The organism is Gimesia maris (assembly GCF_008298035.1).
In the GTDB taxonomy this organism is placed as follows: domain Bacteria; phylum Planctomycetota; class Planctomycetia; order Planctomycetales; family Planctomycetaceae; genus Gimesia; species Gimesia maris.
In genome coordinates, this window is the sequence record NZ_CP042910.1 from 4,659,316 (window position 1) to 4,682,736 (window position 23,421).

The following is a 23,421-nucleotide window of genomic DNA, read 5'->3' on the forward strand; positions in this document are numbered from 1 at the left end:
ATTTTGAAGATTATTAAAAAATCAACAAAATAAGATGTTTTACCAGAAGAGAAGCAGGGCGTCCTGTGAATCACGGTTTCTAAAGCGCATCACATTTTGGTAGAGCGTCACCCAATCTGATATACCCGGGCCAAACAGCCCTGGAGACGCTACAGTAAAACTGGACACAGTCTATCTGACCGTTAATGAAAAAAGGCAGACAGGTCATATACCTGTCTGCCTTTCACAAATTATTTCATTCACCTGGCAGCGAATCAGGAAGCTTTCATCGCTTCAGCCAGAATCTTGGAAGTACTTTCCCGCATGATGCGAGGATCGACCATTTCGCCTTCCTGCAGAGTTGCACGAACCTGTTTACCAGAGATGAAAACCGGTTTTTCTTCAGAATGGTTTTCCATCAGGTCAACGCGGCCCAGTGATTCATAATAGGCAGCAAACCCAACATTGACCGGTTCAATCAGCAGTTCACCAGCCAGGTTGTTGAAGATTTCCTGGGCGTCGAAGTCACCCCAGATGGCTGTACCATCTGCGTAGGGTGCATCAGCGTGCTTACGACCGATGACAATGTTGGTGTAGCCCATGTTCTGACGGTAAATGCCGTGCATGACCGCTTCTTTGGGTCCGCCATAAAACATTTTGATATCCAGGCCGAGCAGTAAAACACGATCGGGAGGCGTATCGTCGCGAGGTCCCCAGAGTTCAGGATCACTGTCGCCTTCGCCGAGTTCGCGATTTTCGATCAGCTTTTCATAAGTTTCCATGCGGATTTCAGCACTGACGTCATCGCTCTTGGTTTCACCGATCAGCGGATTCAGCACAGCGCCGGCATTTTTGCCCGCTTTCAACAATGATTCCAGGCCGTAAACGAGTGCATATTCGTGGGCACGATGCAGTGGGTTACGTGTCTGAAATGCGACGACGGCATCCCACCCTTTTTCAGCAATCAGGGCACGGACTTCACGAGGAGTGAGAACGTATTTTCCGAAAGAGCTGTTTTTGGGCTGAGGCAGAACACGAATTTCTCCACCAATCAGGTGGGTCTTATCAGCGTCCCCTTCCAGAACCATGGCAGCACCGGGATGATCGGTACGCTCAGTCTGATACACACTCTTGATGTACTTGGGCTTATCCCATTCGAATACATCCGTAATATCCAGGGTGGCGACAATCTCTCCCTCTGGATTGGTCAAAGCAACTTTCTGTCCGCTTGACAGTGTGGCTGCGAGTTCTGACGTCACGGGCAGGGAAAGTGGAATGGTCCAGGCGTACTGCTTGCCGTTGACTTCGATGCAGGCTTCATCCAGAACGCGATTAAAAACGTCTCCATTCATCGGCCCGGTCAGAGGGCTGAGCGTACCATCGCCCAGACGATATACGGTTGACAAATCAGCCGCAGAAACAGGGACCTGGGGAAGTCCTGCTGCTTCAGCTTTGAAGCTGTCAATTTCGCCAGCAGGCACTGTACAACAGACAGGTTCGCTCAAACCTCCATGAGGGGCAATAAGATCGGCCATTGTTTGAATTCTCAATATTTACAAAAAGGTTCCAGAAGCAACGCCAACCGTTGGGCGTTTCCAGTTGCGAAATTAGGGAAACGCAGAGAAAACTTCAAGCAACAGACACGCGGATTCACCGAATTCAAAAAACTCTCTTGTTTCAGCAGGATTCTCGCTGTATTCAACCTCTTAAACCAGCCTGCTTCATCAATAAATCAGTCGCCGTGTAAGCTTCTCGCACCCATTCCTCAATTTTGTCTGGTTCGGGAGAATATTCCAGTTCCAGCGAGATGGCTCCGGGAATGTGTAAATCCCGTATCTCATTCAGGTAAGGTTCAAACGGGACCACTCCCCGGCCAGGAGGCAGATCGCCGTGGACTTTGCCGTCGCAGTCCGAAATATGGACATGAATCGCCTTATTCTGCAGTTCCCGGAGCTCCACTGGCTCCACATTCACTAACAGGAGGTGCGAAACGTCGATATTGGCTTTCAAAGCTGGATGATCGACTTCATCTACAAAACGTACCATCGTATCCACGCTATTCAAAAGCGAAAGGGGAAAGGGCTCCAGTTCCAGAGCGATTTGCAGCCCCAGTGCGTCACCGTAGTCCGCCAGTTCCCGACATTGATTGACACCAAGCTGCCACTGCTCTTCAGGAGGTATGACTTCGCGGTTCCAGATGTACTCACCAAGTACCAGCAACAGATTCTGCGCTTCGTATTCATAGCACAGATCCAGATACGCTTTGACGCGCTGCAGATGAAAACGCTGGACGCTCGGATTAAAGTCGATCAATCCCACGGCGACACAGCAGACAGAGACAATCGGCAGTTCGAGGCGGTCACAGGTATCTTTGACCAGTTTTCGTTCTCGAATTTCCGCATCTAACGGGTCGATAAAGATATCGACGCAATCAAAACCGATCTCTTTTGTTTTCTGAAGCCCCCAGGCGGTATCGCGACCTGCCTGCGCCCAGGCGGAATTAATCATCCCCAGTTTCATAGTCTGCCTCTCATTCCGTTTCAATCTTAATCGATTTCATGTCATATTAAGATAACAGCCCGCTTGCAGAGGGAAAAGTCATTGATCAGAATGAGCATTCAACTCTTCGCTTGAACCCCAATTCTGAACAGGCTGATTACTCATGGATCTGAATTTAACGGGAGCCTCTGTCGTCATTACCGGCGGGGCCAGCGGCATCGGTCTGGCGACGGCCCGCGCATTCGCAGCGGAAGGCGCGCAAATCATTCTCTGGGATCAGTCTGACCAGGTTTCTGAAATCGCACGACAACTGAGCGAAGAAACGGGAGAGAGCGTGACTGGCTTTCAGGTTGATATCACTGATTTTTCGGCAGTTCAGAAAATCACAGAGCAGACATTAAACCATGCCTGCAAGCTAACGCACCTGGTACATGCCGCTGCCATCGGTTCCGGTAAGTTTGGGTTTCCCTTCACGAACCTGACACCCGCAGACTGGCCACGTGTTTTTGAAGTCAATATGCAGGGTATGGTTCACGTCGCACACGCCGTGGCTCCCGTCATGCAGAAAGCTGGAGCGGGGAGTATGATATTTATCAGTTCCATCGCCGGACAGATTGGCTCCCAGACAGATCCCCCCTACAGTGCTTCCAAAGCAGCCAACATCAATTTTGCGCAATGTCTCGCAAAAGATCTGGCACCGCTGGGGATTCGCGTGAACTCGGTCTGCCCCGGCATGGTGCAGACGCCACTCAATCAATCGGTCTGGCAAGCCTGGAATGATCGTCAGGCTCCCGAAAATCAGAAATCATATGCGGACTGGGCAGGAGAAAAGATCAGACAACTCGTACCACTTCAACGCTGGCAGACACCAGAAGACATTGCTGACATGATCGTCTTTCTCAGTTCCGATCGGGCAGCCCAGGTAACAGGCCAAACCATTAATGTAGATGGTGGGTTTGTCATGCACTGGTGATCCAAAAAATAAAGCCCCTCGCAAATCGATTCGCAATAAACGAACCAGCATACGAAGGGCCAGATTCTAAATCTGCTGACTACTCAGCAGATTTGTTCTGATTAGCTGATTTTGCCAGGCGTGACTTGGTACGGGCAGCAGCATTCTTGTGAATGATACCTTTCGCAGCAGCCTGATCGATCTGCTTGGCAGCAGCCTGCAGAGCCTGGGCAGCAGCCTGTGCGTCATCACCTGAGATTGCGGCACGGGCATTTTTGACAGCGGATCGTAATTCCGAACGGGTGGAACGGTTACGAAGACGACGGACATCACTTTTTCGTAACGCTCTTTTGGCACTTTTTGTGTTTGGCATGTTTCGACTTAAGTATTTTCTGAGTAACTGTTTACGATACAAACTGGCTCACGTCTATGAAGACAGTCGCCACATGAAGATCTCAGGCAGATTGAGGAGTTTAACAACCTCCCGATCGATATTCCAGCTATTTTGAGCTGCTAATACCAGCTTTTGTCAGGAATTTCGAGAATACCAGCGATACGAACGAGAATCACTCATCCAGAAACCCTGCGATCAACCTGAACATCCAGCCCGGGCTCCTGATCTGGTTCAGACGGGGACACCCCCGCCCGATCATCCATCACTTTCCCCTGTGCCATCATCTTCTAACCGCTGACGTGCGTCTTTATACTCATAATCCACGGCAAGAATTTCACTGTAATGATCGTCCGCCTGTACTTTTTGACCGGATTCCTGATACAGCCGTCCCAGGAGGTAGTGCGCTTCCTTGAAAATCTCGGGTTTTTCATCGACGGAGAGTTTCGGAAGTGCTTTTTCAAACTGCCGCTTGGCAAGTTCTTTTTTGCCATCGGCGTAGAAACACTTCCCTAATGCGACGAGCGCATCGGAACTGATGCGGGAATCTTTCACCGACTGTTGCAGTAATGAGATCGCGGGCGACCATTTCTTCAATCGAATAAATCGCTGTGCCAGCTCATACTTGATTCTCATGTCCGCAGGATAACGTTCAACGCGCCTGGTAAAGATTTCGATTTCCCTTTTGATCAGTGCCTTGCTGATCAAAGTGACCTGTTTCTTTGCCTCTGCATCTTCACGATCACGATTAAAGACATCTTTCGCAGCCGTGAGTTTATCGCGTAACAGTTCCAGTTGAATATCTTCGATCTGTTCGCCGATGTTAGAATCTTTCCCGGATAGCTCGTATGCCTTCTCGTAATGCGTTTTGGATTCAAGCAGCTTCCCCTCCCGACGATAGAAATCGGCCAGCCGGAGATAATGGTCTTTATTTTCGGGCTCTTTGCGGATGGCGCGTTGCAGGTCCGCTTCCTGGGACTGTCCGGGCCCATCTGCCGCATTCCCTTTTTGGGCCTGCTGTCGTTGCTCGCGGGTGGCGCGGCCTTCGTCGTAGGCAGATTGTTTCTTGACCCCACTCGATTTCTCTGCGCCTTCATAGCCGCCTCGAACCCGGGTCTCGGTCGCCATCAGCGAGGTCACTTTAGACCGGGCAACGCCATCCATCGGATCCAGTTTGAACGCCATTTCCCAGCATTCCCGGGCCGACTTGAACTCCCCTTTTTCTTCGAGCAGTTCCCCCAGTTCGGTATAATACCCTTTATTGGCCTTATCATTTTCAAGCGCATTCTTGTATCCAAAGATGGCAGCATCTTCGTAACCCAGGTTAGCACAGGCTTCCGCCATATCGGCATTCAATCCCGGGTCCCAGGGATTCAGCGACAAACCTTCTTCCGCCAGTTGATCCACGGCTGCCCAGTCTTTCTTGCGTCGGGAATTTTTGATTTTCGTTTTCAGACCAGCCAGTTTCAACATCCCCATTTTTGAGCCGGACTGATTATCACCATACTTTTTACGCTCGGCCCCCCGCTTCGTCTGTCGATACAAGAGTGCTTCCGGCTCCAGCTTCACGGCGGTCGTGAACATCTCGATGGAATAATCCCAGTTCTCTTTCGAGAGGGCCTCGTTGCCCCGTCTCCAGCAGTCTGCAGCGATCTTTTTATTTCTGTCCGATGTCATTTGCTCTTCCGCTGTTAACCAGATTCTCAAATCAAAATAATGAGTGCAATGACACCTCCCACGAATCCGTCTCGTACCGATTCGCTGGACATGACCGCACTTCCAGTGGTTACATTTCCTTATGCACCAGTGTTACATCTTACAAGATTTTTTAACACCTTGCCATCACAAGTTTTACTTAATTTTAATACACACTCGTACCGTTCACACCAGAAACCTCTGCCCGGTACTTGCATCTCTGATCGCCGAAACCCACAATAGATTTCAAACCGTGAGCCTGTCTGGCTCCGCACTCCACTCATGAAACAGATTCATCATCCGAGTCAATCAACGCCTATTGGAGAATACCATGAAGCAGTTTTCGATTTGCGCCCTTTCAGGCTGCTGTGCTCTATTCCTTTTCACACACCTCGGTCATGCAGACTCCAAGTCTCCAAAGTGGGCTGCCACAAACGTGAAACAGGCAGGACCTGACTTTCAGAAACAGGGAGAATACTCGGGAATCATCGGTGCAGGTGACGAAGCCCTGAAATACGGAGTTCAGGTCATCGCACTGGGAAATGGAGAATTCGAGGCAGTCGGTTATCCCGGCGGCCTGCCCGGTGATGGCTGGAAACAGGAAGAAAAAGTAAAAGCCAAAGGGGAATCCAGGGGCGGAGTCATCAGTTTCGTCTCTGAACACGGACGAGGTGAACTGGGTGATAAAGAAATGACGCTGTTCGACTCAGAGGGCAATGAGGTCGGCGTGCTGGATAAAGTATATCGAAAAAGCCCCACACTCGGTAAAAAAGCGCCGGAAGGAGCCACTGTCCTGTTTGACTCAGACAAGGCAGAACAAACGGTCAAGAATTTTGAAAACGGCCAGATCACCGAAGAGGGATTGCTGAAAGAAGGGGTCACCAGCAAAAAGAAATTCAAAGATGGTCACCTGCACCTGGAATTTCAGTTACCGTTCATGCCACAGGCTCGCGGACAGGGCAGAAGTAACAGTGGCTGCTATGTGCTGGGCCGCTATGAAGTTCAGATCCTCGATTCGTTCGGCCTGGAAGGCAAAGACAACGAATGTGGAGGCATCTACAAACTGGGTGCTCCGAGTGTCAACATGTGCTTCCCCCCGCTGGCCTGGCAGACTTATGATATCGATTTCCAGTCCGCGAAATATGACAAAGATGGCAACAAAACAGCCAAAGCACGCATCACAGTCAAACACAATGGGGTAACCGTACAGGACGATCAGGAAATTAATGAACCAACTCCGGGCGGCACCAACAAGGACGAATCCATTGCAGGCCCGCTGTTTCTGCAGAACCATTCCAATCCGGTCCGTTTCCGAAATATCTGGGTAGTGGAAAAGTAACAGACGCGTCTTTTTACCGCATTCACTCCCTGATCTTTCTTAACCAGAGGCCACACCCAGATGACAGACACGGACAATCTGCCCGCGGAAAGTACAGAATCGGCACTTAAGACCAGACTCTGCCTGATGATGTTTCTGCAGTATTTTGTGCAGGGATGCTACCTGCCCATCATCACTCTGTATCTGATTCAGGCCCTGGGCTTCTCCGCCTGGCAGATTGGTGTCTTTGGGGCAGCGCTGGCCGTGGGTCCCTTACTGGCCCCCTTTCTGTTCGGTCAGATCGTCGACCGGCACTACGCCACAGAACGCGTGCTTGCGTTCTGTCACTTGTCAGGTGGCATCATCATGCTGGCGCTGTTCGTACAACAGAGTTTCTGGCCGGTCGTCACCCTGGGTGTGCTGTACTCCGTTCTGTATGTTCCCACTATGATGTTGACGAATTCATTGTCCTTTCAGCATCTTAAAGATAGCGATAAGGAATTTCCTCTGATCCGCCTGTGGGGCACAATCGGTTTTGTTGTTCCCGCCTGGATCGCTGAGGGCGTCTTTCTGGCAAATCTCGAAGGAGAAGCGCTCAACACAGGCCGGGGTGTTGTGCTCGCTATGGCAGGAGTGGTCGGCCTGTGTATGGCGGCCTACTGTCTAACACTGCCACATACACCTCCGGTGAAAAGCGACAAAAAAGACCTGGCACCAGGTAAAGTTCTGAGAATGCTCAAGTATCGGCACTTTCTGGTACTGGTATTGGTGGCGTTTATCATTTCAATCGTGCATAAGTTTTACTTTCAGTGGAACAGCCCCTTCCTGAGTACGGTCTTGAAACAGGCCAGCGTGACTGGTGCCTGGGAACAGCGTATCAGTTCCATTGGACAGGTCTTCGAAGTTCTGGTCATGGCAGTCCTCGGTTTCGGGATCAAGAAATATGGGTTTAAAACGGTCATGCTGGTCGGCCTGCTCTCCTACCTGGTTCGCAGTCTGATCTTTGCTTATGCATCCACAATTGGAACCGTCATGCTCTTCAAGGGATTCAATGTCGCTATCGCCCTCACCTGCCTGGGACAGGCCATGCACGGCCTCTGCTTCGGCTGCTTCCTGGCCGCCGCTTATATCTATGTGGATAAAGTCGCGCCCCTGGATGTACGCGGCAGCATGCAGACGTTTTTCGGAACGTTCGTGTTCGGCCTGGGAATGTTTGCCGGAGGATTTATCAGCGGAACGATCGGCGACTATTTCACTTCCACTGGAAAAGATACCCTGTTGCGCACGACGTTCAATATCCCCTCTCAGACGGGCATCATCGAATTTACGCAGAGAAACCTGGCTGGCGAAACGTCACAGATGCTGAGGGACTGGCCGGGAATCTGGCTCAGTAGTGCTGCGATTGCCTTATTCGCCACGCTCATGTTCTGGATCCTGTTTCCCAAAACGGACACATCTCAACGCATGGCGCATACAGAAGACCTGGGATAAAATTAAATCAATGCCCCGGATCAGGACTTGGTTCGAACAGCAACAGCACTGCAGACACTACCATAAACCAGGACGCTGACTTGATGCCTTTCCATATTGCCGAACATCAACTGATTGGTGGAGCCGTTTTGGTTCTGTCTCTGATTGGATTGATCAAAGAACAGTGGTTTCTGGCCAATACCCGCAAAGGACAAAGGCTCACGCATTCCTTTGGACCGGTACGCGCACTCTGGATCCTGCGCGTGATATTTCTCACCGGCATCCTGTTTGGGGGAGCACTGGCGGCGGGATGGATCCAGCCCATTCAATGGGAATGATGTGAACAGAGTCTTTACACACACTGAATCTGACTGCCAGATTGGCACGCCCCCAGGTAGAAAACATGACGGCAACGATATGCCAGATTGACATTCACCAGCACTTCCCTGCTTTCTTCCACAAACTCCGATCGCGGCTAATATCCTATGAATTATACACTTACAACCTCTGATTCTTAAAAACACTAACTCTCATCAAATGGTATGCCCTTTGCTTATAATCCAGACTGTTATATTACACTGAAGACTAAGGATTGAGGAAGATGCCAATATTTCGCTGGGACCAGTCATGGAGTCCATTACGAGACCTGGAGCGTGAAGTTGATCGCCTGATCCAGGGCGTTGAATTCACTGTTCAGGGCATTCGTATGCCTCGCCAGTATCCTGCCGTCAATATATTTGAACTGGAGCATGAGTTCCTGATCACAGCTGAGTTGCCAGGAATGCAGGTTCAGGATCTGGAGCTGACGATTGCCAACGGTGTGCTGACACTGAAAGGTCATCGGGATTCTCCGGTTGTAGACAATCGAGATATCCCCGAAGAGCGATTTCGACGCAGAGAGCGTACCTTTGGTGAGTGGCAAAGATCGATCAGTATCCCTGATCGAATTTCGGACGAGCAACTCTCCGCCGAATTCAATGATGGTGTGCTGAAAATTCATCTTCCCAAACTGGAAGAGGAACTTCCCCGCCAGATTCCTGTGAGTTCAGGAGAATAGGACAGAGCAATGAGCCGACAACACAGCGATGATGAACCAAGGGAACTCTCCACTCCGGAGCAGTTTGTTTTTACACCTCCGATTGATATCTATGAAACCGACGAAGGTCTTGTACTCTACGCGGATCTTCCCGGCGTTTCGGTCGGATCGCTGGAACTTCAGGTTCAGGACAATAAGTTGACGCTCCTGGGAAAAGTCGAACCGCAAATCCCCGAAGGGGCACGTCCCTTACATAAAGAATACGAAGTCGGCAATTATCTGCGGTCCTTTATTCTGAGTGGAGAAATTGTTCACAGTGAAATCGAAGCCAAGCTGTCAAACGGTGTCTTGCGGATATTTCTTCCGAAAGCCCCGAAAGCAGAGCCGCGCCGCATCCAGGTGAATACAGGCTGAGCTGCGTCTCACAACTCTTCTCATACTTCACTTTCGGCCAGCCTGCGTTTTCTGCACACTCTCGCTCTGCAGGGAAGAAGGCCGTAAATCTTCTTCTTTGATCAGCCGCTGATTGAGCTGCTGCAGTTCGTGGGCTTCTTCACGCTTTCCCGCTAAACCGGCCGCGCGCGCCAATGCTGTGACATAGCGTCTGTCTGTCTGTTGAGTCGCATAGAGAGGCTTTAACAGCGCGTAAGCCTGCTCACCTTTTCTCTGATAAATCAGGAGGTCGGCCTTCAGCAACAGGCCTTCCAGATCCTGAGGATCGATACCCAATGCCTGATCAATATACGAAATCGACTGCTCAATGTTTCCCTGGTTTCGATTGATTAAAGCCAGATACCGTAGCGCAGTCGTCGACTCGGGCTTTTCGGCAAGACACCATTTTGCTTCTCGCGTCGCTGTTTCCAGGTCGCCCGAATACAAAGCCGCATATGCCAGATTTAAATGGGCTTCAAACAAACCAGGTTCCTGATAGAGTACCTGTTTCAAAGGCCCTGTCATTTCAATGGTGCGTCCCGCCTGCTTTAATATTTCAGCGACCAGCAGATAGTCTTCTGCCTGCTCTCCCCCCAGAGCGATATTACGCCTGGCGTATCTCAGCGCCCGGTTGGATTTGCCTTGTTGAAGCAATAATTCTGCCATACTTTTCTGAAAACGACGTTCTTCAGGAAACTCGCGCACCAGAATGATTAACGCCGCTGTCGCCCGATCATCGAGCCCCTGCTCCAATGCAATCTCTGCGATTGCTTCGACCGCCTCGTAATAGCGAGGATGCCGTTCCGTCACATGCGAAAAGTTTTCCAGAGCCTGGTAAGGAGCACGATCCTGAATCAGTTCTCCCAGCTGAAAATGAGCAAATTCGTCATCGGGATACTCCTGCAGATAGGCAATCAGTTCTTTACGCTTTGCCTTCTCTGATTGCCGGGATTCCTGTTCCGAAACTGCAGACTGATCAGGCCGGGAGTATCCTGATTCCCCCTGAAGCAGGAGAAAGAGTAAGAGCACGATGCAGCCCCCAGCCAGAATCAGGGAACCACTTGAGAAGAAGGGGTTTCTCTTCTGCTGAGCAAAAGCATTTGTCATATTTTCAGGATCGGTCAGGTGATTCATTTTCAGGGCTGGGTTTGAGACTGGTCTGGTAAAACGCTGGTTCCCTCTATCAATGTATAACGGCCTCCCGGCTGTAATCCAGCCCAGTTTTCGGTTTTCCCCCCTGGCCATCTGACTTTGACGGAGACTTCTGACCGGCAGTCTCCCAGTCCACAGGTAATCCAGGCTTCATCAGCGGAAAGATAACTGCTGCTCCCTTTTCTTAGCCGGGTGATTCTTCGTGAATCACAGGCCACTTCCACGACGGCCCCGATCGCACTCCGATTGGCTCTGGTTCCCACTAACTGCAGCGCCATGCTTTTGTGAATCTGTTCCGAGCGGTTTTCCAGCAGAACCAGTCGCTCATTCAAATGGGAGACGGCAAGATCCACCAGTCCATCCTGGTTAAAATCAGCCACGGCACAACCTCGGCCCACCTGTTTCGTTCGGAAGAATTCCCCAGACTGAGCGGAAACATCATCAAATCGCGAACCAGCCAGATTGAGAAATAATTGCGGCTCCTGTTCGTAGGGCTCCGTTTTCCCCAGTTGAGACAATCGATCGTGCACATGTCCGTTCGTGACAAACAGATCTTCCCAGCCATCATTATTCGCATCCAGAGACGATGTTCCAAAGCCAAGTCGCGCGAGGCTCGGCGCAGCCAACCCCGTTTCATCAGTCACATCCAGAAAAAACAACGCGCCTTCATTTCGATAAAGTGTATTGGTTTCGCCAAAATAATTAGTGACGAACAGATCCACTTCACCATCACCGTTATAGTCGGCTCCTGCCAGTCCCATTCCCGCTTCCCGGTCGCCACTCCGATTGAAAGCCAGACCGGCGACCAGCGCCTGATCGGTAAATACACCCTGGCCGTTATTAATCCAGAGCTGATTCGCCACCGAATCGTTGGCGACGTACAGATCGATGTCTCCATCCTGATCATAGTCGGCTGCGAAGACCCCCAGCCCCTGACGTGCCGGCTCGCTATGCAGGCCTGCTTTCCGGGACACATCCAGAAACGAGCCATTCCCCAGATTGAGATACACCACATCATACTGGCCCGGAACGTAGCGCGGGTGACAGATAAAATAAACGCGCGCCCCGTCAACCCGGCGACTGCAGATCGGATAGTGTTCCCGATCGATCTCCAGGTAATTCACCACATACAGATCCAGCAACCCGTCACCATTCAGGTCGGCCCAGGTACAACTCGCCCCATACCCCGGATCGTCGACATGCGCAGCCAAAGAAACTTCTGAAAAAGTTCCATCCCCCTGATTGCAGTACAACAGGTTTCGTCCGAAGGCGCTCACATATAAATCATCAAAGCCATCGTGATTATAATCGCCGACAGCAATTCCCATCGAGTAGTTCAAAACCGTCAATCCGGAGACGGCGGTCACATCCTGAAACTGACTGTTCCTGCGATTCCAGTACAGACGATTTGAGAGCGCGATATCGACAGGTTGACTCTGCTTAAGTTCGACGTTACTCCACGCTTCCCCCTGTGCGCAGTACAGATCCGGATATCCATCACGATCAAAATCGATCCAGCCGACCCCAGACCCCATCATCAGATGCAGATGTCGTTTTACCGTCACGGGAGAACGATGCTGAAAAGCAATCTGCGCAGCATTGGTCACATCCTGAAAGGAGATTGCCGACGGTTTCTCCTCTGCAAAGAGGGAGCAATTCATCAAAAAAAGCAGGAGACCGCAGAAAGCAGCCAGACAGACCGATCTGATAGTTCGATTAGAAAGGAAACTGGTCATCCAACTTCGCCTCAGAGAGTTCAACGACAAATTGAGACAGGCGGTCAACTAAGATCTGCATCAACCGCTCCCCCTTCTCTGCTGTCGCCTGGTGTGGATTTCCTGACCCCGAGTTGGTCGTGAGTAAATGCCACGGACGGGTAATACTGACCCAACCCTCATTGACTGCGGAAAAGCGAGTCGCATTCGTTGCACCGTCGTCTGCATGTAACGCACCTGTTTCTGCATCGCGGTTGACCAGCTGAGGAAAATAAGCCAGCGCCAGCGACGTTTCCATTTCCCCCGCATGATCATCCGGATTCTCGAAAATCTCCGCTTTCACATCTGCTGACGTCCCCCGAAACCAGTCTGCCAGGAAAATCTGTACTGACGTGGAACCATGCAATTCACGCAGCAGTGGTTTAAAATCATTCCCGCCATGACTGTTGAGTATCAAAAGTTTATTGACTCCATGATTCGCCAGAGAATCAACCAGATCCATAATCATCTGCCCCAGCGTCGAAGGATTCACATTCATCGACAGCGGAAAAGCCGCCTGATTGGTTTCCGTGCCGTAAGGAATCGGAGGCAGCATCACAACTTTTGCCCCCCGCTGATGCGCCGCTTCACAGACCCGCGAGCTGATGGCGTCGGCTTCGTAGGTATCGGTCCCGTAAGGCAGATGCAGATTATGGGGTTCAGTCGCCCCCATCGGCAACACGGCGACCTGGTAAGGATTCTCTTTCACATAAGCATAATTGATCTCGGACAGAATCCAGGGGCGGATTGCAGATTCAGCAGACACGCGGTTTTCTCCTCACCTGTTTAGATTTGAATCGATCATTTTCAGAGCACAATCATCCTACCAGAATTTCTGGGCAAGCTCATATTCTCTCACCTTCAGATATTATAAATATATACATTCTTGCCCGATGTTTCCCTGTATCCTAATGAACAGAAGCGGTATTCTGAATATGTGACTATCTGGCAGGATCGCATAAAGGAGGAATCATGGAGAACTGGTACGTCAGACGAGAGAATGAAACCGCTGGTCCCCTGACGCTGGCCCGAATGCGCGAACTGATCCAGGAGGATAAACTCCAGAAATCGGATCTGGTCCGCAGAGGCGAAGTCGGCAATTTGTTCACAGCAGCTCACGTTCTGGAACTGTTTCCCGATTCTGGTTCCAGCCAACCTGCAACTCAAGCAACGGAAACGGCTCCCCGCAAAATTTATACAGCTTTCATTTCAGGACTTCTGATTGCCGTTCTGGCAACAATCCTGGCGATCGGCACTTTTTTCTGGCTGAAGAAAGTCGAAGCAGAACACCGAGCTGTATCAAAAAAACATTTAAAACAAATCGGTCTGGCGATGAAAAATTACCATGACACTTTCAGTACCTTCCCTCCTGGTGGAACAGAGACTCCCGATGGAAAACCTTATCTCAGCTGGCAAACAGCGATTTTACCTTATATTAAACAAGCTCCGCTTTACAACAAGGTTAATTTCTCTCGACCATGGAACCATCCCCAAAACCATCCCTTGTTCAAATCTGAAATTGATGTCTATTTAAATCCGGCAATCGAACAGACCGTTTCCGCTGAAGGATTGGCCCTGACTCATTATGCAGGCAATAAACTGGTACTCAAAACTAATGGATTCATGAACTACCGTCATATTAAAGATGGTACAGCGAATACCATCCTGGCAGTGGAAGTGGCGGAAAACTTTAAACCCTGGGGCGATCCCACAAACACGGTAGAGCCTGCTAAGGTTTTCGGATCCGGTAAGAAATCATCCTTTACCGGCGGAAACCATCTCTTGATTTCCGATGGATCGGTTCGCTTTGTCACAGATCAGATTGACCCGGAATTACTCAAAGCATTGAGTACTCCCACGGGAAGAGAACGCATGGATCAATTCAAGGATTGAGAAATCACACTCTGTTTAAAACAGACTTTAATATAATGTCATTACCTACTGAAGGAATCCCGCTATGGCTAACTGGTATGTGAAACGCGGAAGTCAAATCGCCGGCCCTCTGACACGAGAACGGCTGAACCAGCTGGCTGCGGAAGGGAAAGTTCAAAAAACGGACCTCGTCAGAGAGGGTGAAGAGGGAGAATTTCATCCTGCCTCTGATGTGAATGATCTCTTCACCGGTTCGGAATCACCCGCCTGGGATGAATTTGAAGCTGGTCCGGAAACACAACCACAGCCCAGTCACGCTGCGCCGAAAAAGAGTAATACCACTCTGATCGTCATCCTGGCGGTCATCGGTGTCGGCGGCATTTTTATGGTGATGGTTTTAGTCGCGTTGCTGCTGCCTGCAGTAGAGCAGGCCCGGGAAGCGGCCCGCCGATCCACTTCCAAAAATAATCTCAAGCAGATCGGACTGGCATTACATAATTACTACGATACTTATGGTGTATTTCCCCCCGGAGGAACCCAGACCACAGACGGTGTCCCCTACCAGGGCTGGTCAACATCCATTTTACCCTTCGTCGATCAGGCCCCCCTTTATAATCGGATCGATTTTGATCAACCCTGGAATGCCCCGGATAATATCGATTACTTCAAACAGGAAATCCCGGTTTATCTGAATCCCAATATCGAGGAACGCGTCTCACCGGAGGGTCTGGGACTTTCACATTACGTGGGCAATGAACTGGTAATGAAATTAAATTACGGGCTCGGAATTCGTAATATCAGCGATGGTACTTCCAATACGATTCTGGCATTCGAAGTCGGTGAGAATTTTAAACCATGGGGAGATCCGACCAATATCGCATCTCCTGCAGATCGTATGAAATCAGGAAACATAAAGGCGTTCAGAGGAGGCAGTCATGTTTTACTGGGAGACGGCAGTGTCCGCTTCGTTTCGGAGAACATCGATCCCGCGATTTTGAAAAAACTGGAAACTCCCGGTGGTGGAGAATTCATTGGTGAGTTTTGACTTCTCTCCCGCGGATCACTTTTGACTTCATGACCAACTTTGACAGCAATAAAATATAGAAAGCAATGATCTATGGCGAACTGGTACGTAAAACGGGGAAGTCAGGTAGCAGGCCCCCTCACTCGGGAAAGACTGAATCAACTGGCGGCCGAAGGCAAAGTTCAAAAAACAGACCTCGTCAGAGAGGGTGAAGAGGGAGAGTTTCACGCCGCTGCGGAAGTGAGTGATCTCTTCACCAGTTCCGAAACCTCTGCCTGGGATGAATTCGAGTCCGGCCCGGAAACAGAATCTCTCTCCCGACAACCCGCTCCCAAAAGCAGCAAGATGTCACTGATAATCATCCTGGCAGTGGTCGGCGTGGGGGGACTTTTTGTCGTGGGAATACTGCTTGCTTTACTCCTGCCGGCAGTGCAGCAGGCACGTGAAGCGGCACGGCGATCACAATCAAAAAACAATCTGAAGCAAATTGGCCTGGCGATGCATAACTATCATGAAACCCACAGAATTTTACCGCCGGGTGGAACCTTAACGATTGACGGCGCACCATCGCAAAGCTGGGAAACGTTTATTCTTCCTTTCATCGATGAGGCTCCTCTCTACAACCAGATCAACTTCCACTACGCCTGGAACCATCATACTAACCAGGACATTTTCACAAAGGAGATGCCTTTCTACCTGAACCCGAATATCGAAGAAAAGGTCTCCCCGGAAGGATTGCCGCTCTCCCATTATATGGGAAATGAGTTGTTGATGGGCCCCAATCGAGGCGCCAGATTTCGCGAGGTCAACGATGGTCTGGCCAATACGATCATGGCCTTTGAAGTGGGAGAAAACTTCAAACCCTGGGGAGATCCCACTAATTTCGCTGTCCCGGCGGATCGCATCGGTCGCCCCAACCGGTCTTCCACTACAGGCGGAAACCAGGTACTGATGGGAGATGGCAGCGTCCGTTTTGTGTCAGAGAATATTGATCCTGCCGTGTTGAAAGCTTTGAGTACACCAAACGGAGGCGAACGAATCGATGAATACTAATTCACAACAGACCCTGGTCCAGCCAGCGAAGCCTGACAACTTCGCACCTTCTGCCAGTACCTTTTTCATTATCCTGGCTGGATGCCTGTTTGCAGTTGGCTTAATGATTTTCCTGTTCACTCCCGTTTTCGAAAAGATGGAAATTCATAAACGCAATCTCGCCCGTCGGGCTGTTTCGAAAAGCAATTTGAAGCAAATGGGCTTAGCCCTGTGGCGCTTCCAGGAAGAGAACCAGACGTTCCCACCGGGGGCAACAGTAGCCCCCAATGGAACTCCACAGCACAGTTGGCAGACCCGGATCTTGCCTTTTGTCGATCAGGGTCAACTGTATCAGCAGATTGATTTAGAGAAACCCTGGAACGATCCGGCAAATCAACAGCACTTTCAACAAATAGTCCGGAGTTATGTCGTACCCTGGAGTGAAGAAAAAAGCTCGCCTGAGGGTTATGCGCTGTCTCATTATGTAGGGAACGAACTTCTGCTCAAACAGAATCAGGGTATGAAGCTGAGCCAGATCACCGATGGAAAATCGAACACGATTATTGCGGTCGATCGAGGGGATGATTTCAAAGCCTGGGGAGATCCCACCAATCTTGCCAGGCCCGCTGATGTCATTGGCCCCGACAAGAAAACACTATTGCCCGGCGGAAATCTGATCCTCTTCAGTGACGGTCGCGTTCAATTTGTCTCAAATAAAATCAACCCGCAAATCCTGAAAGACCTCAGCACCCCCGACGGGGGAGAAGCCAAATGCGATTTATAATTCTACGAATCTGATTTTCACACGAAAAAGAGACACATTCTATGCCTGACGGCGGTCATATATCTGAAGAGGACTTCAATCGCTCTCAACCAGCACGACAGAAAATGAGCGTCCCCCGTTTCGTGATCATCATATTGATTGCCGTGATTGCCTTGTATAGCCTCGTTGTTCTCACCATCTTCATCAGGACTGGAATCGGTGAAGCGCGCAAAGCTACTCAACGTGAAAATATAAAACAAAATCTGAAACAAATTGGAATCGCGTTACAGAATTACCATGCACAAGAGGCAGAGCAGAAACGGCACATGCAAGACAATCAACCTTTGCAAGATCAGTCTGCGCCCGGGAGTGACTGATGAACTTCGGACCAGATAAACCGGACAACCATAATGCCGAACAGAGTTCCTTCCTGTATTACACGGCACTCACAGGGGGTATCCTCCTGCTGGGACTCATCATCATACCTGCTGTCCTCCCTCCGGTTGAGCAGTCGAGAGAAGCGGCCCGGCGGAGTACTTCAAAAAACAATCTGAAACAGATCGGACTGGCGTTCCATCTCTATCATGACCAGCATGACCTGTTTCCTCCCGGCTCCATCGAAACAGCGGATGGTCAGCCCGGCCACAGTTGGCTGACTGCATTGCTGCCCTATCTCGAGCAATGGAATCTGCATCAACAGATCGATTTTAACAAAGCCTGGGATGACCCCGCCAATCAGCGTCCGTTTCAACAGTCAATCAATGTCTATCATAATCCCAAAATTCAGGAAACGGTCTCCCCCGCTGGTTATGCGCTGAGCAGTTACCAGGGAAACGAACTGGTTTTACAACCGAACCAGGGAAAACATATCAGTGAAATCGGTGACGGGGTGTCAAATACCATCTTTGCAGTTGAAGCGGGCGAAGACTTCAAAGCCTGGGGCGATCCCACGAATCTCACCAACCCCGCTCAAATGTTTGCCCCCGGAAAAAACACCCCCTACGCGGGAGGTAAACACGTCCTGTTCGGAGATGGGCATGTGCAGTTTCTTTCAGAACTCACAGATCCCGCTGTGCTGAAAGCCTTGAGCACACCCGCTGGCGGCGAAGAAGTTCGCGATTTTTAGGCATCATTTTTTAATTGTTTCGAGGGTAATTCTCAGGAAAGTGACGCTCACCAGGACTGGTACAAACCGCGGCTAACGCCTAATGGCACTTACTTTAAATTAAGCTGGTTACCCCAGCCGTTTGGCATGGGATTTGCGCAGGATTCTATTCTTGAAAATAGACTGCCAATTTGCCAGGAGTAACCACGCTGTGAAACAATCACCGGAACAGAATCTTGAATTCGATCGTGCCTTCGAACAACTTAAAGATTTGGTGGACTTACGCCAAGCCGATCAGCTGCATCCCAGGCGACCCAATGCAATCTATACCGCCTGTGTTGTGCTGTGGATGCTGATTTTTCAACGCCTCAAACCAGATGCCTCACTCGAAGCAGCGGTGAAGCATCTGATTGAAAATCAACCTGGCTACCTTCCTGAAAACAAACGCTTAAGCCAGGGAACCCTCTCGTCCAACAGTGCAGCATACAGCCGGGCTCGCAGCGAACTGCCGTTGGATGTTGTGAAATGGTTTTCCAATGAAATCACTCGTGCCATCGTCGGGCAATCTGAAACCCTGCTGGACGGTCGTCAAATATTTTTACTCGATGGAACCACGATCACATTAGCACCGGAAAAAGAATTACAAACGAAATTTCCGCCCGCCTCAAATCAGCACGGTGAAAGTGTCTGGCCTGTTGTCAATCTGACCGTTTTTCACGAACTCAGTAGTGGATGTGCCTTGCTGCCACAGCTGGGGGCCATGTATGGACCTGAAGCGGTTTCCGAAACGGAACTTGCCCGAAATGGCATGCACTGCCTGCCAGACGAATCGATCATCATGGCTGATGCAGGATTTGGGATCTTTGGCGTTGCTTACCAGGCACAACTCCTGGGGCATGATTTTTTTCTACGCATGAAGAAGTTAAACTTTGAGTCACTTCGAGCCAAAGCAAAACTCGTATCGCAAAGCCCAAAACATAAGACCTACCAACACCAGTGGACTCCGACCCCCAAAAACCGTAAAACACAACCCGGGCTCCCCAGGGACGCTTCGCTGGCTGTTGTTTTGCACGAAATCATCGTCAATGAAACCTTGACGCTGTATTGCGTTACCAGCCTGCCGCAAGACGCTGCCACCCTGGGCAACCTCTACAATCAAAGGGTCAATGTCGAAGTTGATATCCGTAACTTGAAGGTCGTATTAGACACCGAGAACATTCGCGCCAAGAAGGTAGACACGTTTTTGAAAGAGCTGTATACGTCAGTGGTCGCCTACAATTTAGTTGGTCAATTCCGCAGACAGGCAGCTGAACTGAATCAGGTTGCTCCGCGGCGGATGAGCTTTAAGCGAACCTGGACAACATTCCAAACGTTCCTGTTGAAGCACCTGCACACTGAGCCAGAATCATGGCGTGAATCCTTCGAGCGAGCACTGTTCTACGCGACCAAAGATAAACTACCCAATCGCGCTGCCAACCGAAGCGTAAAAAGAGAATGCTACGCCAAACGTTCAAAGAGAGACCATTTCGAAAAAAGAAAAAAGCCCCCAGAGAAATTGAAACACACTGATCTAAAGTAAGTGCCATTAGGCTAACGCCGTGCGGCTAATTTTTTTAAGAACTTTGTCAGTTGGCGTTCCCTGCTCCCCGCTGGCGACAGCAAGTCATTCGCTATTAGCCGAAGGGCGTTAGCCCCGGTTCTTCATCTCGCAGAGATGAAACCTCTTAGAGCGCATCACATTTAACCGTAGCGTCTCCCGATCTGCAATACTCAGTCCAAATGGCCTTGGAAGCGCTACAGTAAAACTGGAGACAGTCTAATGCCGGGCTTCGTAAAGCTGGACGACAACCCCGTCCAGAAAACTGGCCAGTCGGGTTGCGGCCCGCGAAGCATCGCCGCGCATCTTCCACATTTCCTTGATGCTTTCCGGTCGCTTGAAGACGGCCCCCAGCGCGGCTCCCGCTCTGACAGCCCCGGTTTCCCCCAGGATTGACATGATTTCGGGAGGCAGGTCGACAGAACAATCATCACTGATCGCCCGGATCGCCATGAAGCCTTTCTGAGCTGCCTGGCAGACCTGCGCCACTGCCAGGCTTTCCAGGTCAACCGCGAGCGCATCAAACTGCGCTGCCAGTTTTAATTTTTCGTCGACGGTACGAACGATTTCGTCCGTATTGATGATTCGCCCGACATACAAACCGTGTTCCGGATCTTCGGGGAAATGCACATCGTTCTGCAGTTCCTGTCCATGCAGGTCGCACACGGAAGTCGCTACGACGATGTCGCCATTCTTCATTTCGGGTTTCAAAGCGCCGGAAAATCCCACTGATAAAACCCAGGGGGGCGAATGCGCGTCGATTAATGCCTGCGTCGCAGCACGGGCGCGGGCAAAACCCACTCCCGTCTGCACGACCGCGACTTTGATTCGATCCAGAAAACCACCCCGAAACACATACGAACCGCCGGTATATTTTTTGACGTGCTCACAGCGATCCAGAAAAGGCTGGATCTCCATCGGCAGAGCACAAACCAGCCCTATATCCGCATGCGCTTTATCGACTTTGGGTTGATTCAAGAGGCGTGTTCCTGTTCGAACTGACTCATCATTTCAATTAACTTGTCTACACCAGCTTCGGGAAATGCATTGTAGATACTGGCACGCATTCCGCCAACACTGCGATGGCCTTTCAGACCATCCAGCCCGGCTGCGGTTGCCTTGGAAATGAACTGGGCATCCAGATCCGCATCGCCGGTGACGAAGGTGACATTCATCAACGAACGATCCTGTTTCGCAGCGGTCGCTTTAAACAGCTTGCTCTGTTCCAGGTAATCATACAGTTTACCCGACTTGGCCTGATTTTTCTCCTGAATGGCAGCCAACCCGCCCTGATCTTTCAACCATTTCAGTACCTGACCTAATACATAAATCCCGAAGGTGGGAGGCGTATTATACATTGAGCCTGCTTCTGAATGGGTTCGGTACTGCAGCATGGTCGGAATGTCTGTCGGCCCCTGTTCAATCAGATCATCGCGAATGATGACCAGCGTCACGCCACTGGGACCCAGATTTTTCTGTGCGCCCGCGTAAACAATTCCGTACTTGGAAATATCGAGGGGACGCGAGAAAATATCGCTGCTCGCATCACAGATCAAAGGAACTCCTGCTGGCACAGTCGGTTCCGTCGCGAACTCGGTTCCATAGATCGTATTATTGGAAGTGAAATGCACGTAAGCCGGATTCTCGCTGAGTGAGACCTCTTCAGGAATGTATGAAAAGTTCTTGTCTTCACTGCTGCAGGCGACATTCACATTCCCGAAGCTCTTGGCTTCTTTCACTGCTTTTTTCGACCAGGAACCGGTGACCAGGTAATCGGCGGTCTGATCTTTCTTCAACAGGTTCATGGGAATCATGAAAAACTGGCTTGATGCCCCGCCCTGCAGCAACAGAACCTTGTAGTTATCGGGAACGGAAGCCAGTTCCCGGACCAGGGCCTCGGCCTCTTCATAAACGGCGAGGAATGCTTTACTTCGATGCGAGTGTTCCAGTACCCCGATTCCGGTATCGCCCAGGGAAATCAGGTCTTTCTGAGCCTGTTCCAGTACTGGTAAGGGAAGAGCCGCCGGTCCCGCAGAAAAGTTATAAATTCTTTTTGTCATTTTAGATATCTCAACATCAATTGCGGACTGACTGATGCGTCAGTCCTGAGTCACCTGTTATGTGTCAATATTACGGACGATACCGTACCTCTTGGAACCATCCTTGAGGATATTGGCAAGCGTTCGCTTGTTTTGCTATACAGCATCGATATTATGGAGTCTGCTTTTCTTCATAAATGGAGCCGAGCCAAATTATCCAGAATTCCCAAGAATAGTCACGTTTTCCGGCGAATCATTGCCCTGTTTGATTGATCTGTTATTTAATGTCCAGCTCTCCCAATCCACTTTCCAGAGGACCCCGCGTCCAATCCTTTCAGCCTCCTCAAGGCGACCTGACCATCATGGCCGGTTCCGGTAATCCCATCCTGGCACAGGCCATTGCCGACGAGCTTGGCATCCGTCTGACACCCTGTGAAGCCCACCAGTTCAGTGAAGGGAATATCTTCGTCCGGATTCTGGAGAATGTCCGAGGACGCGACGTCTATATCATTCAAGGCGTCCACTACCCGGTAAACGACAACTTTGTTGAACTTCTGTTCTGGATTGATGCACTGAAACGCGCCAGCGCCCAGCAGATCACCGCGGTCATCCCCTTTTTCAGCTACGCCAAGGGGGACAAAAAAGATGAACCCCGGGTATCCATCCGGGCGCGTGTCTGTGCCGACGCGATTGAAGTCGCGGGAGCCGACCGCGTGCTGACGATGGACCTGCACAGTCCACAGATTCAGGGCTTTTTCAGTGTTCCCGTGGACCATCTTTACGGGCGGCACGTGATCAGCGATCATATTCGCAAGTTGAATATCAAGGACCTGGTGGTCTGTAGTCCGGACGTCGGCTTTGCCAAGGAAGCCTCCGATTTCGCGAAGCTGCTGGGAACTCCTGTCGTGATTGGTAACAAACTTCGCAAAGATCATTCCGAAACCGTGGAAGTTCTGGAAGTCATTGGTGAAGTCGAAGGCAAAAATGTGATCCTGGTGGACGACTTCACCATCACGGGACGCACACTGGTGAGCATGGCTGAGGTTCTGAAGAAGAAGGGTGCCAAAGACATCTATGCCGCTGTGACCCACGGAGTACTTTCCAAGGGAGCAGCCGAGCGGATCGGGAAAAGTTCTTTGAAAAAGATGTTTATGACCAATACCCTGGAAACCCAGGTCGACCCGCTGCCGGACAACATTGAGATACTGTCAGTCGCGCATTCATTCGCCGCGGCCATCCGATCGATTCACGACCGGACCAGTGTCAGCACGCTGTTTCCGGAAAAACGATCGAAGAAATAATCACGTATTT

23 protein-coding genes are annotated in these 23,421 nt (G+C 50.5%); 14 read left to right on the forward strand and 9 right to left on the reverse strand.

The features are described from left to right. Positions 1-254: 254 nt before the first annotated feature. Together GmarT_RS17030 and GmarT_RS17035 are read right to left on the reverse strand one after the other, a co-directional pair. Positions 255-1,514, reverse strand: coding sequence for a sulfate adenylyltransferase (locus GmarT_RS17030; RefSeq protein ID WP_002645197.1), 1,260 nt, complete (start codon positions 1,512-1,514; stop codon positions 255-257). A gap of 163 nt (positions 1,515-1,677) precedes the next feature. Further along, positions 1,678-2,499 (reverse strand): sugar phosphate isomerase/epimerase family protein, encoded by an 822-nt coding sequence (locus tag GmarT_RS17035; RefSeq protein ID WP_002645196.1) that lies wholly within the window; start codon positions 2,497-2,499, stop codon positions 1,678-1,680. Positions 2,500-2,641: 142 nt separating this feature from the next. Between GmarT_RS17035 and GmarT_RS17040 the strand changes: the two genes are divergently transcribed. Continuing rightward, positions 2,642-3,451: an SDR family NAD(P)-dependent oxidoreductase gene (locus GmarT_RS17040; protein ID WP_002645195.1), complete on the forward strand. Its 810-nt coding sequence runs from the start codon at positions 2,642-2,644 to the stop codon at positions 3,449-3,451. A 79-nt stretch (positions 3,452-3,530) separates the two neighbouring features. On the opposite strand, the gene rpsT is transcribed toward GmarT_RS17040, so the two are convergent. Both rpsT and GmarT_RS17050 read right to left on the reverse strand, forming a co-directional pair. After that, positions 3,531-3,803, reverse strand: coding sequence for a 30S ribosomal protein S20 (gene rpsT, locus GmarT_RS17045; RefSeq protein WP_002645194.1), 273 nt, complete (start codon positions 3,801-3,803; stop codon positions 3,531-3,533). Positions 3,804-4,079: 276 nt separating this feature from the next. After that, complete coding sequence (locus GmarT_RS17050) at positions 4,080-5,498, reverse strand: tetratricopeptide repeat protein (protein ID WP_002645193.1); 1,419 nt, start codon at positions 5,496-5,498, stop codon at positions 4,080-4,082. Between the two features lie 349 nt (positions 5,499-5,847). Here GmarT_RS17050 and GmarT_RS17055 point away from each other — a divergent pair, with 349 nt between their 5' ends. From GmarT_RS17055 to GmarT_RS17075, 5 genes are all read left to right on the forward strand, one after another. Then, positions 5,848-6,855, forward strand: a complete 1,008-nt coding sequence (locus tag GmarT_RS17055) for a 3-keto-disaccharide hydrolase (protein WP_002645192.1) — start codon at positions 5,848-5,850, stop codon at positions 6,853-6,855. A gap of 60 nt (positions 6,856-6,915) precedes the next feature. Continuing rightward, positions 6,916-8,325 carry an MFS transporter gene (locus tag GmarT_RS17060; RefSeq protein ID WP_002645191.1) on the forward strand — a complete coding sequence of 470 codons (1,410 nt, stop codon included), beginning with the start codon at positions 6,916-6,918 and terminating at the stop codon, positions 8,323-8,325. An 83-nt stretch (positions 8,326-8,408) separates the two neighbouring features. After that, positions 8,409-8,642 (forward strand): hypothetical protein, encoded by a 234-nt coding sequence (locus tag GmarT_RS17065; protein WP_002645190.1) that lies wholly within the window; start codon positions 8,409-8,411, stop codon positions 8,640-8,642. A gap of 263 nt (positions 8,643-8,905) precedes the next feature. Continuing rightward, positions 8,906-9,361 (forward strand): Hsp20/alpha crystallin family protein, encoded by a 456-nt coding sequence (locus GmarT_RS17070; RefSeq protein ID WP_002645189.1) that lies wholly within the window; start codon positions 8,906-8,908, stop codon positions 9,359-9,361. Positions 9,362-9,370: 9 nt separating this feature from the next. Further along, positions 9,371-9,754 carry an Hsp20/alpha crystallin family protein gene (locus tag GmarT_RS17075; protein ID WP_002645188.1) on the forward strand — a complete coding sequence of 128 codons (384 nt, stop codon included), beginning with the start codon at positions 9,371-9,373 and terminating at the stop codon, positions 9,752-9,754. 27 nt (positions 9,755-9,781) lie between these two features. Here GmarT_RS17075 and GmarT_RS17080 read toward each other — a convergent pair whose 3' ends face one another. The 3 genes from GmarT_RS17080 to GmarT_RS17090 all read right to left on the reverse strand — a co-directional run bounded on the left by GmarT_RS17080 (position 9,782) and on the right by GmarT_RS17090 (position 13,444). After that, positions 9,782-10,801, reverse strand: coding sequence for a tetratricopeptide repeat protein (locus GmarT_RS17080; protein WP_187782300.1), 1,020 nt, complete (start codon positions 10,799-10,801; stop codon positions 9,782-9,784). Between the two features lie 107 nt (positions 10,802-10,908). Continuing rightward, positions 10,909-12,585, reverse strand: a complete 1,677-nt coding sequence (locus GmarT_RS17085; RefSeq protein WP_187782301.1) for a CRTAC1 family protein — start codon at positions 12,583-12,585, stop codon at positions 10,909-10,911. Positions 12,586-12,640: 55 nt separating this feature from the next. Then, positions 12,641-13,444, reverse strand: coding sequence for a creatininase family protein (locus GmarT_RS17090; protein WP_002645185.1), 804 nt, complete (start codon positions 13,442-13,444; stop codon positions 12,641-12,643). A 206-nt stretch (positions 13,445-13,650) separates the two neighbouring features. Here GmarT_RS17090 and GmarT_RS17095 point away from each other — a divergent pair, with 206 nt between their 5' ends. The 7 genes from GmarT_RS17095 (at position 13,651) to GmarT_RS17125 (ending at position 20,053) form a co-directional block, all read left to right on the forward strand. After that, positions 13,651-14,571 carry a DUF1559 family PulG-like putative transporter gene (locus GmarT_RS17095; RefSeq protein ID WP_002645184.1) on the forward strand — a complete coding sequence of 307 codons (921 nt, stop codon included), beginning with the start codon at positions 13,651-13,653 and terminating at the stop codon, positions 14,569-14,571. A gap of 64 nt (positions 14,572-14,635) precedes the next feature. Next, on the forward strand, positions 14,636-15,595 hold the full coding sequence (locus tag GmarT_RS17100) for a DUF1559 family PulG-like putative transporter (RefSeq protein ID WP_002645183.1): 960 nt from the start codon (positions 14,636-14,638) through the stop codon (positions 15,593-15,595). A gap of 72 nt (positions 15,596-15,667) precedes the next feature. Beyond that, on the forward strand, positions 15,668-16,627 hold the full coding sequence (locus GmarT_RS17105) for a DUF1559 family PulG-like putative transporter (protein ID WP_002645182.1): 960 nt from the start codon (positions 15,668-15,670) through the stop codon (positions 16,625-16,627). Then, positions 16,617-17,390 carry a DUF1559 family PulG-like putative transporter gene (locus GmarT_RS17110; protein WP_002645181.1) on the forward strand — a complete coding sequence of 258 codons (774 nt, stop codon included), beginning with the start codon at positions 16,617-16,619 and terminating at the stop codon, positions 17,388-17,390. The genes GmarT_RS17105 and GmarT_RS17110 overlap by 11 nt, the downstream gene beginning before the upstream one ends. Positions 17,391-17,431: 41 nt before the next feature. Next, the gene (locus GmarT_RS17115) at positions 17,432-17,746 is read left to right on the forward strand and encodes a hypothetical protein (RefSeq protein WP_002645180.1); all 315 of its coding nucleotides are present in this window, start codon (positions 17,432-17,434) and stop codon (positions 17,744-17,746) included. Continuing rightward, a complete protein-coding gene (locus GmarT_RS17120) occupies positions 17,746-18,495 on the forward strand; it encodes a DUF1559 family PulG-like putative transporter (RefSeq protein WP_002645179.1) in 750 nt (249 codons plus the stop codon). Before GmarT_RS17115 ends, GmarT_RS17120 begins: the two co-directional genes overlap by 1 nt. 190 nt (positions 18,496-18,685) lie before the next feature. After that, positions 18,686-20,053 carry an IS4 family transposase gene (locus tag GmarT_RS17125; RefSeq protein ID WP_002645178.1) on the forward strand — a complete coding sequence of 456 codons (1,368 nt, stop codon included), beginning with the start codon at positions 18,686-18,688 and terminating at the stop codon, positions 20,051-20,053. Positions 20,054-20,290: 237 nt separating this feature from the next. On the opposite strand, the gene GmarT_RS17130 is transcribed toward GmarT_RS17125, so the two are convergent. Both GmarT_RS17130 and serC read right to left on the reverse strand, forming a co-directional pair. Beyond that, positions 20,291-21,049, reverse strand: coding sequence for a phosphorylase family protein (locus GmarT_RS17130; protein ID WP_002645177.1), 759 nt, complete (start codon positions 21,047-21,049; stop codon positions 20,291-20,293). Then, positions 21,046-22,131: a 3-phosphoserine/phosphohydroxythreonine transaminase gene (gene serC, locus GmarT_RS17135; RefSeq protein ID WP_002645176.1), complete on the reverse strand. Its 1,086-nt coding sequence runs from the start codon at positions 22,129-22,131 to the stop codon at positions 21,046-21,048. Before serC ends, GmarT_RS17130 begins: the two co-directional genes overlap by 4 nt. A gap of 263 nt (positions 22,132-22,394) precedes the next feature. On the opposite strand from serC, the gene GmarT_RS17140 reads away from it, so the two are divergent. Further along, positions 22,395-23,411: a ribose-phosphate diphosphokinase gene (locus GmarT_RS17140; protein WP_081459419.1), complete on the forward strand. Its 1,017-nt coding sequence runs from the start codon at positions 22,395-22,397 to the stop codon at positions 23,409-23,411. The last annotated feature ends 10 nt before the right edge of the window (positions 23,412-23,421 follow it).

Coding starts and splice junctions, on each gene's coding strand:
- GmarT_RS17030 (WP_002645197.1), bottom strand. CDS start 1,514: ATGGCCGATCTTATTGCCCCTCATGGAGGTTTGAGCGAACCTGTCTGT.
- GmarT_RS17035 (WP_002645196.1), bottom strand. CDS start 2,499: ATGAAACTGGGGATGATTAATTCCGCCTGGGCGCAGGCAGGTCGCGAT.
- GmarT_RS17040 (WP_002645195.1), top strand. CDS start 2,642: ATGGATCTGAATTTAACGGGAGCCTCTGTCGTCATTACCGGCGGGGCC.
- rpsT (WP_002645194.1), bottom strand. CDS start 3,803: ATGCCAAACACAAAAAGTGCCAAAAGAGCGTTACGAAAAAGTGATGTC.
- GmarT_RS17050 (WP_002645193.1), bottom strand. CDS start 5,498: ATGACATCGGACAGAAATAAAAAGATCGCTGCAGACTGCTGGAGACGG.
- GmarT_RS17055 (WP_002645192.1), top strand. CDS start 5,848: ATGAAGCAGTTTTCGATTTGCGCCCTTTCAGGCTGCTGTGCTCTATTC.
- GmarT_RS17060 (WP_002645191.1), top strand. CDS start 6,916: ATGACAGACACGGACAATCTGCCCGCGGAAAGTACAGAATCGGCACTT.
- GmarT_RS17065 (WP_002645190.1), top strand. CDS start 8,409: ATGCCTTTCCATATTGCCGAACATCAACTGATTGGTGGAGCCGTTTTG.
- GmarT_RS17070 (WP_002645189.1), top strand. CDS start 8,906: ATGCCAATATTTCGCTGGGACCAGTCATGGAGTCCATTACGAGACCTG.
- GmarT_RS17075 (WP_002645188.1), top strand. CDS start 9,371: ATGAGCCGACAACACAGCGATGATGAACCAAGGGAACTCTCCACTCCG.
- GmarT_RS17085 (WP_187782301.1), bottom strand. CDS start 12,585: ATGAATTGCTCCCTCTTTGCAGAGGAGAAACCGTCGGCAATCTCCTTT.
- GmarT_RS17095 (WP_002645184.1), top strand. CDS start 13,651: ATGGAGAACTGGTACGTCAGACGAGAGAATGAAACCGCTGGTCCCCTG.
- GmarT_RS17100 (WP_002645183.1), top strand. CDS start 14,636: ATGGCTAACTGGTATGTGAAACGCGGAAGTCAAATCGCCGGCCCTCTG.
- GmarT_RS17105 (WP_002645182.1), top strand. CDS start 15,668: ATGGCGAACTGGTACGTAAAACGGGGAAGTCAGGTAGCAGGCCCCCTC.
- GmarT_RS17110 (WP_002645181.1), top strand. CDS start 16,617: ATGAATACTAATTCACAACAGACCCTGGTCCAGCCAGCGAAGCCTGAC.
- GmarT_RS17115 (WP_002645180.1), top strand. CDS start 17,432: ATGCCTGACGGCGGTCATATATCTGAAGAGGACTTCAATCGCTCTCAA.
- GmarT_RS17120 (WP_002645179.1), top strand. CDS start 17,746: ATGAACTTCGGACCAGATAAACCGGACAACCATAATGCCGAACAGAGT.
- serC (WP_002645176.1), bottom strand. CDS start 22,131: ATGACAAAAAGAATTTATAACTTTTCTGCGGGACCGGCGGCTCTTCCC.
- GmarT_RS17140 (WP_081459419.1), top strand. CDS start 22,395: ATGTCCAGCTCTCCCAATCCACTTTCCAGAGGACCCCGCGTCCAATCC.